General features: G+C 36.0%; 6 protein-coding genes. 1 reads left to right on the top strand and 5 read right to left on the bottom strand.

Going from position 1 to position 6,412, the window contains the following annotated elements:
* Window positions 1–63 precede the first annotated feature (63 nt).
* Window positions 64–669: a nitroreductase family protein gene (locus AACU95_RS12945; RefSeq protein WP_004243288.1), complete on the bottom strand. Its 606-nt coding sequence runs from the start codon at window positions 667–669 to the stop codon at window positions 64–66.
* A 316-nt stretch (window positions 670–985) separates the two neighbouring features.
* Between AACU95_RS12945 and glpX the strand changes: the two genes are divergently transcribed.
* Window positions 986–1,966, top strand: a complete 981-nt coding sequence (gene glpX, locus AACU95_RS12940) for a class II fructose-bisphosphatase (RefSeq protein WP_004248255.1) — start codon at window positions 986–988, stop codon at window positions 1,964–1,966.
* Window positions 1,967–2,047: 81 nt separating this feature from the next.
* On the opposite strand, the gene AACU95_RS12935 is transcribed toward glpX, so the two are convergent.
* From AACU95_RS12935 to AACU95_RS12920, 4 genes are all read right to left on the bottom strand, one after another.
* The gene (locus tag AACU95_RS12935) at window positions 2,048–3,079 is read right to left on the bottom strand and encodes a methylphosphonate esterase (protein WP_004250910.1); all 1,032 of its coding nucleotides are present in this window, start codon (window positions 3,077–3,079) and stop codon (window positions 2,048–2,050) included.
* A 2-nt stretch (window positions 3,080–3,081) separates the two neighbouring features.
* Window positions 3,082–4,047 (bottom strand): DMT family transporter, encoded by a 966-nt coding sequence (locus AACU95_RS12930; RefSeq protein ID WP_004243293.1) that lies wholly within the window; start codon window positions 4,045–4,047, stop codon window positions 3,082–3,084.
* A gap of 131 nt (window positions 4,048–4,178) precedes the next feature.
* A complete protein-coding gene (locus tag AACU95_RS12925; protein WP_004243294.1) occupies window positions 4,179–4,916 on the bottom strand; it encodes a glutamine amidotransferase in 738 nt (245 codons plus the stop codon).
* Between the two features lie 26 nt (window positions 4,917–4,942).
* Complete coding sequence (locus AACU95_RS12920; RefSeq protein ID WP_020945784.1) at window positions 4,943–6,163, bottom strand: PfkB family carbohydrate kinase; 1,221 nt, start codon at window positions 6,161–6,163, stop codon at window positions 4,943–4,945.
* Window positions 6,164–6,412 lie beyond the last annotated feature (249 nt).

Below are 6,412 nucleotides of genomic sequence, written 5' to 3'. Positions count from 1 at the left end.
AATAATAATTAATTATAGGAATAAAGTACTTCCTATATAAAATATAAGAAGCACTTTAGTACTTTAAAAATGATCAAATGTCACCGCTTTATCAAAAGATAATTTACCTAATCGTGGAAAAGGTTTTCCTTTACCTTTACCAATGGCAATCATTAAACAGATAGCATAGTGATCAGGCAAGTTAATTGTTTTTGCTACCTCGGCAAAATCAAACCCATCCATAGGACAAGAATCAAAACCGCGCTCTTGTGCTAATAACATCAGTGTTTGAGCAAACAAACCCGCACTACGCATAATCTCATCCCGTTGTACTTGTGGTTTATTACGATAATAACTATCAACAGCACTGCACATAATATCTCTGACTTCAGGGTTAGCATCTTGCCAAATTGTTTTAACTTCACTCTCCCAAACATTGAGATCTGCACATAAAACAATCAGCATAGCAGAGTCTGTTATTTGAGGCTGATCCCAACCCACTTTTCTTAATGCTTGACGTTGCTTAACATCATCAACAACCAAAAGACGCCAATGCTGCAGATTAAATGCACTTGGCGTATATTGTAACGCATCTTCAAGTAAGGCTTTTTTCTCTTCTTGTGGTATTTTGAAATCAGCATCAAACTGTTTTGTTGCACGACGGTTTTTTACTGCATCAATTACATTCATTATTTTCCATCCATTTGCTAATCATTGACATTTATTTATCTATTATAGAAGAAATGCGTTCAGTATGCAGACTGTGCTATTATTTCTAATTATCTTTGTTAATTAATCAGTTATAACGAAAAAACTACTTATTAATAACAAAATATCGTTATAATAGTATTATCAAATATACGATAAACCTTTATTTTTCCTATTTGTTTTTAAGCGTAAAAGAAGGCGAAAACAATTGATTTAAGCCTAACACTTAAATTTGAAAAAAGGGTATCATCAAAGGCTACTATTCAATATAACAGACCTTGCAAAGTATATTAACCCTATGAAATTAAATGATGAATTAACTAATTCTATCGCATCAGTCACAGAAGCCGCTGCTATTGCGGCTATGCCATGGGTAGGTAAACAAGATAAAAATGCGGCAGATGCTGCCGCAGTTGCCGCCATGCGAGAGCGCCTTAATAGCCTTAATATCAATGGCCAAATTGTTATTGGTGAAGGTGAAATTGATGAAGCACCTATGCTCTATATTGGCGAACCAGTAGGCAACGGCCAAGGTGAAAAAATAGAAATTGCCGTTGATCCTATCGATGGAACTCGCATGGTCGCTACCGGTGAAAATAATTCTTTGGCTATTTTAGCTGCAGGTTTTGAAGGTAGTTTTTTACAAGCACCCGATATGTACATGGAAAAACTGGTTGTCGGTAAAAAAGCAGCAGGTGTGATCGACCTTAACCATTGCCTTGAATATAACCTTGATGCTATTGCACAAACATTAAATAAATCATTAAGCCAGTTAACACTAGCGATTTTAGATAAACCGCGCCATCACGATATTATCATTGATTTGCGTAATAGAGGTATTAATGTCATCACTTTGCCGGATGGCGATGTGCTTGCTTCTTTATATGCCACAATGCCTAATAATCCTATTGATGTTATGTACGGGATTGGTGGTGCGCCAGAAGGTGTAATTAGTGCCGCTATTGCTAAAGCTTTAGGTGGTGATATGCAAGCACGCCTTATTACCCGCGATATTGCTAAAGGTAATAATGCAACAAATAGAGAAATTGCAGCACAAGAAATCTCTCGATGCCATAACATGGGAACTGATGTTAATATTACATTGCCACTTGAAATATTGGTGCGCCATCAGGATGTTATGTTTGCAGCAACCGCAATTACTGCCGGTGACCTATTATCCGGTGTCACTGAACAAAGCGATTATTTGCGTACACACTCGTTAGTGATTAATGGCTCCACACACTCATTACGTTATATCGAAAATTATCATTTACGCTAACACGAGAATAACAACTAAAAAAGCGACACGGGCTTACGTGTCGCAAAATGTATTCAAGGGGTATTTATAGTTATAATTAATTCATGCTAATAAATTAGCTGGATTATCAATACACAGCTTATCTATTATCGCCTTATCAATGCCACGCTGTGCTAATAATGAAAGAAAAACGTTAGGCACAAAACCCCAACCATTTCCGCCATTTTTTGCCCACATCTGTTTTAAAAACACATCATGACTTAATACAATTTGGTTACCATAACCTCTTTCTATTAAGGTTGCGACAGCTTCAACCGTATCCATCACACTGGGTGCCGCGCCTTCTTTAGGGAAAGAAATATCAAGACCTATCATGTCAAATTCAAGCCAAACACCTCGATCAAGCATTTTGCATTGATAATCGATATCTTTACCAGAAGGATCTGAATGGGCTAACGATATTTTGGCTGGATCACACCCCATTTCTGTTAAAAGAATATCTAATACTTCATCACCACGGCGTTGCCAACCTGGCATATGAATATTCATTGAGGCATAAGGGTTATTATTTTGAGCCAGTGCAGCGGCACGTAAACTATTTTTTTCACCATCTGTAAAGAAAGGAGATACACCAATTTCGCCAATCATACCAGCACGAATATCTGTACCGTCAATGCCGATATTTAATTCATCATCGATCATTTTTGCCATCGCATCAATATCATCAGCTAGGCGTTTTCCTTCAAATTTCTCAATATAAAGGCCGGAAGAAGCAACGACATTAATCCCCGTTAATTCTGCAACTTGTTTTAATTTTCTAATATCACGACCAATTGACGATGAACCTGTAGCATCAACAATCGTTTTGCCCCCAAGCTCTTTAAAATTATTTAATTCAAAAATAACGTCTTCAATGGGTTTTTTATCCATATTATCGCAACAACAATATGGATCGTATTTTAGTCCCCACTGAATATCTGCACTGACTTTTTTATCTACTAAAACGTGTGAGAATTCATAAAAAGGTTCATCAACAACGCCAGATAAATCATTAAATAAATGTTCGTGAGGTAGTGTCAGCCCCATATCCGCTTTTTTAACCGGACCCGTTACCGTTTGAATATAACCTTTCATGATTATGCCCCTGCTCTTTTTACTGATTTAGTCGCTTTAAACTCAGGAATGGTAGTAACAATGGCTCCGACTAAAGCAAATAACGTACCGATGATTGTGACTAAATAAACAGTATTCCCTAACGAAGGTAATAATAGGTCAATTAATACCGAACCCAGTAATTGGCCCGCAGTTGATGCAACACCTAACATCAGTAACCCTAAGCCTCGTACTAAAATAGCCATTAATGCAATAGACATTAACCCTAAAGGCCCACCTAAATACATCCACCATGTAGCAGGAAGCTCCAGTGTTATATGCCCTAATGCCATACGTACTACTAACGCAATCGTTAAAACAGTAAATCCAACAATAAAGTTCCAAGTAATAGAAACCATCATCGAACCTGTTGCTTCAGCCACTTTTGAATTACCTGCTGGTTGCCATCCCGCTAATAAACCCGCTAAAAAAGGTAGAATAGCTAAGTAAATAAAAGAGGTTGAATGCCACTGTGGAGAAACGACAAAAAGAGTAGCAACAACAGCTAATACGGCACCTAATACACGATATGGGGTGAAGTATTTCTTCTCATCCACACCTATACCAAAGCGGTCACATAATAAACCTGATAATAACAGTGCTGAAATTAATGCTGTTTGGAATGTAGCTATTCCTAATGCACTGGCTGATGCTCCTTCAGAAAAAACCACCATTGCGCCACAGAGGCCAGCAAACCAGTTCCATAATGGAATTTTACGTGTTTTAATTAATGTCGGAATAGAAGCAAATTGCTGACGATATTGTTTTTTGGACATAATGATAAAAAACATGACCACTAAACCACTGGCAAAAGAGATAACTGCACTAGCATTACCGTCTTTTAATACATGTCCCAGTTGCCCATTCACCGCAGACTGCATTGGTGATAGCATCCCTGCTAACACAGTTGCTACCATCAGCAAGGGTGTTGATAAATTTTTTGTACTCATAAGATGTTCCTTTTGGATTATTGACTATGAGTGATTTCTTTTTTATTTTTCAAGTAATCGGTTATTTTGTTATTAGCGCAGAGTGTATCTCCGCGCTTTTTTACTTTTCTTACTGCTATTGTTATTAAGAACTAACGTGCGATTTGCTTTAGAATATTGACCCACATATCAGCATAATGTGGCCATGCTAAAAACTCTTTGCTCCCCCAATGCGGTGAACAGTCACTCATAAAACAAGCTGTTTTTCCTTTTTCAAATTGACCAAACACCAGTAGTGGATCTTCGCCAATATTCAAAACCGTTTCAGTGTTATGTTTAGCGAACACTTTGTTATAACCAAGGAACATCGGCCATTCACTAAAACCTTTTATCGTGGCATGCTCTGCATTAACTGGAGTTGCGAATACTCCTTCTGGGGCTTCCACACGATCGTCACCCTCTAACATTTCAACAGGTAACACTTGTGCCAATAAGGTATTTTTATAGTTTGCTTTCGCTTCAATACCCATAAATGATAGATAGCCGCCAATCATTAATAAGCCACCACCATTAGCAACAAACTGTTTAATTAGCCCTAATGCATTTGGAAGTACTTTCATGTTGTAGAAAGTATCGTTTTGCAAGAGGAAAGTATTAGCACCAATATCACTGATCACGATGACATCATATTTTGCTAATTCTTCATCAGTCTGAGGAAATGCAACCTGAACGGTATGTGCAGGCATATAATCAACTGCTACCCCTTTTTCCCTTAAACAATTTAATAAAAAAGTGGCACCTTCCTCATATTTACTAGAAGTGAAACTGTCGTAGCCTTTTGAGTGGATCATATGAATGTGCCATGACTCACCAATAAATAAGATTTTCATTTTTTTTCCTCTTTCAAAAAGATTATTTATTCAGGGGATTGAGTGACAATCTGTGAATATGTTGTTTGATTGATGCGATGCATGACATTAATATCTTCAGGCATTTCTGAAGCATTACTCGTCTCAACAGCTAGTGATGCAAAAGCTGATGCATAGCGTAACGCGTAAGAAAACTGCTTTCCTTTTGCTAGTGAGGCTGCTAGTGCACCATTAAAAGCATCACCAGCGCCCGCTGTATTTTTTACCACCGCAGGATAAGCTGGTGAGTAAATATATTTATAACCGTCATAAGCTAATGAACCTTTACTACCTAAAGTAATGACAACTTTATTAACACCTTTTTGATAAATAGCATTGGCTGCATTTTTAGCAGATACTAAATCAACAACTTCAATACCTGATAATAAGCTGGCTTCTGTTTCATTAGGTGTTAATATATCTAACATTGGCAATAGCTTATCAATAATTTTATTGTAAGGTGCAGGATTTAAAATAATGGGAATATTATTTTCATTTCCGATTGAAATAATTTCCTTTAATGCTTCAATATTAGTTTCTAATTGCAATAAAATTATATCGGCATCTATAATTTTATCTTTTTGTATTTTTACCTCATCAGAAGAAATATCCATATTAGCCCCTGAATAAATAGAAATAATATTTTCACCACTCTCTTCTGACACAAAGATTGATGCTGTTCCAGTTTGATGATTTTCAGTTTGATATATCGTTGATGTTTTTATTCTTGATGACGATATAAAATTTACTGCATAATCACTAAACTGATCGGTACCGATTTTGGTGATAAAATGCACCTGTGCATCAGCATAACTTGCCGCTAATGCTTGATTACATCCTTTACCTCCTGGTGAGAAGATAAATTTATTCGCCAATAAAGATTCCCCGGTTTCTGGCAGTCTGGGCAAATAACTAATCATATCAACATTAAATGAACCTAATACACATACTTTATTTACTGCCGGCTGCCCCGCTAAATTAATTTTATCAATTTGATCATTACATTCTAAAAATTGTATGATTTCTTTTTTGGCAACTTTGTCTAATGTTTCAAATTCAATAAAGGCCCCACCATGGCATCTTTTAATTATTCCTTTCTCAGCCAATGTATTTAAATCTGATCGTATCGTTTCTTTGGTAACACTAAGCTCTTTTGCTAAAACAGAAACTTTTACTGCACCATGACCTTTGATCAGATTAACAATTTTTTTATGACGCTCTGCTTTCATTTAATGTTACCTCTATGGCAACAACTTTAATTTATTAGTTGTTATGGGATTGTGATTACAATCATATGTTATTTATTAAAAGCAAAAAAAAGCAGAAACACAAAAATAAAAAACAAAAAAAAGCAGAAATAAATAATGATAGTAATAAGATTACTTAATATATAGAAGCCATCTCCCCTCTCATTAAAACACAAATAAAATCAAATAATAAAATAACAAACACTATATTGATTATAAAACAATCTAATA

This window comes from Proteus sp. G4415, from assembly GCF_963896075.1.
Lineage (GTDB): Bacteria > Pseudomonadota > Gammaproteobacteria > Enterobacterales > Enterobacteriaceae > Proteus > Proteus mirabilis.
Note: the sequence above shows the minus strand (reverse complement) of the source record. Positions and strands in the feature narration are given on the sequence as shown.

Bases quoted from the DNA above. Each gene is read 5' to 3' on its own strand.
- AACU95_RS12945 (WP_004243288.1), bottom strand. From the start codon at position 669: ATGAATGTAATTGATGCAGTAAAAAACCGTCGTGCAACAAAACAGTTT.
- glpX (WP_004248255.1), top strand. From the start codon at position 986: ATGAAATTAAATGATGAATTAACTAATTCTATCGCATCAGTCACAGAA.
- AACU95_RS12935 (WP_004250910.1), bottom strand. From the start codon at position 3,079: ATGAAAGGTTATATTCAAACGGTAACGGGTCCGGTTAAAAAAGCGGAT.
- AACU95_RS12930 (WP_004243293.1), bottom strand. From the start codon at position 4,047: ATGAGTACAAAAAATTTATCAACACCCTTGCTGATGGTAGCAACTGTG.
- AACU95_RS12925 (WP_004243294.1), bottom strand. From the start codon at position 4,916: ATGAAAATCTTATTTATTGGTGAGTCATGGCACATTCATATGATCCAC.
- AACU95_RS12920 (WP_020945784.1), bottom strand. From the start codon at position 6,163: ATGAAAGCAGAGCGTCATAAAAAAATTGTTAATCTGATCAAAGGTCAT.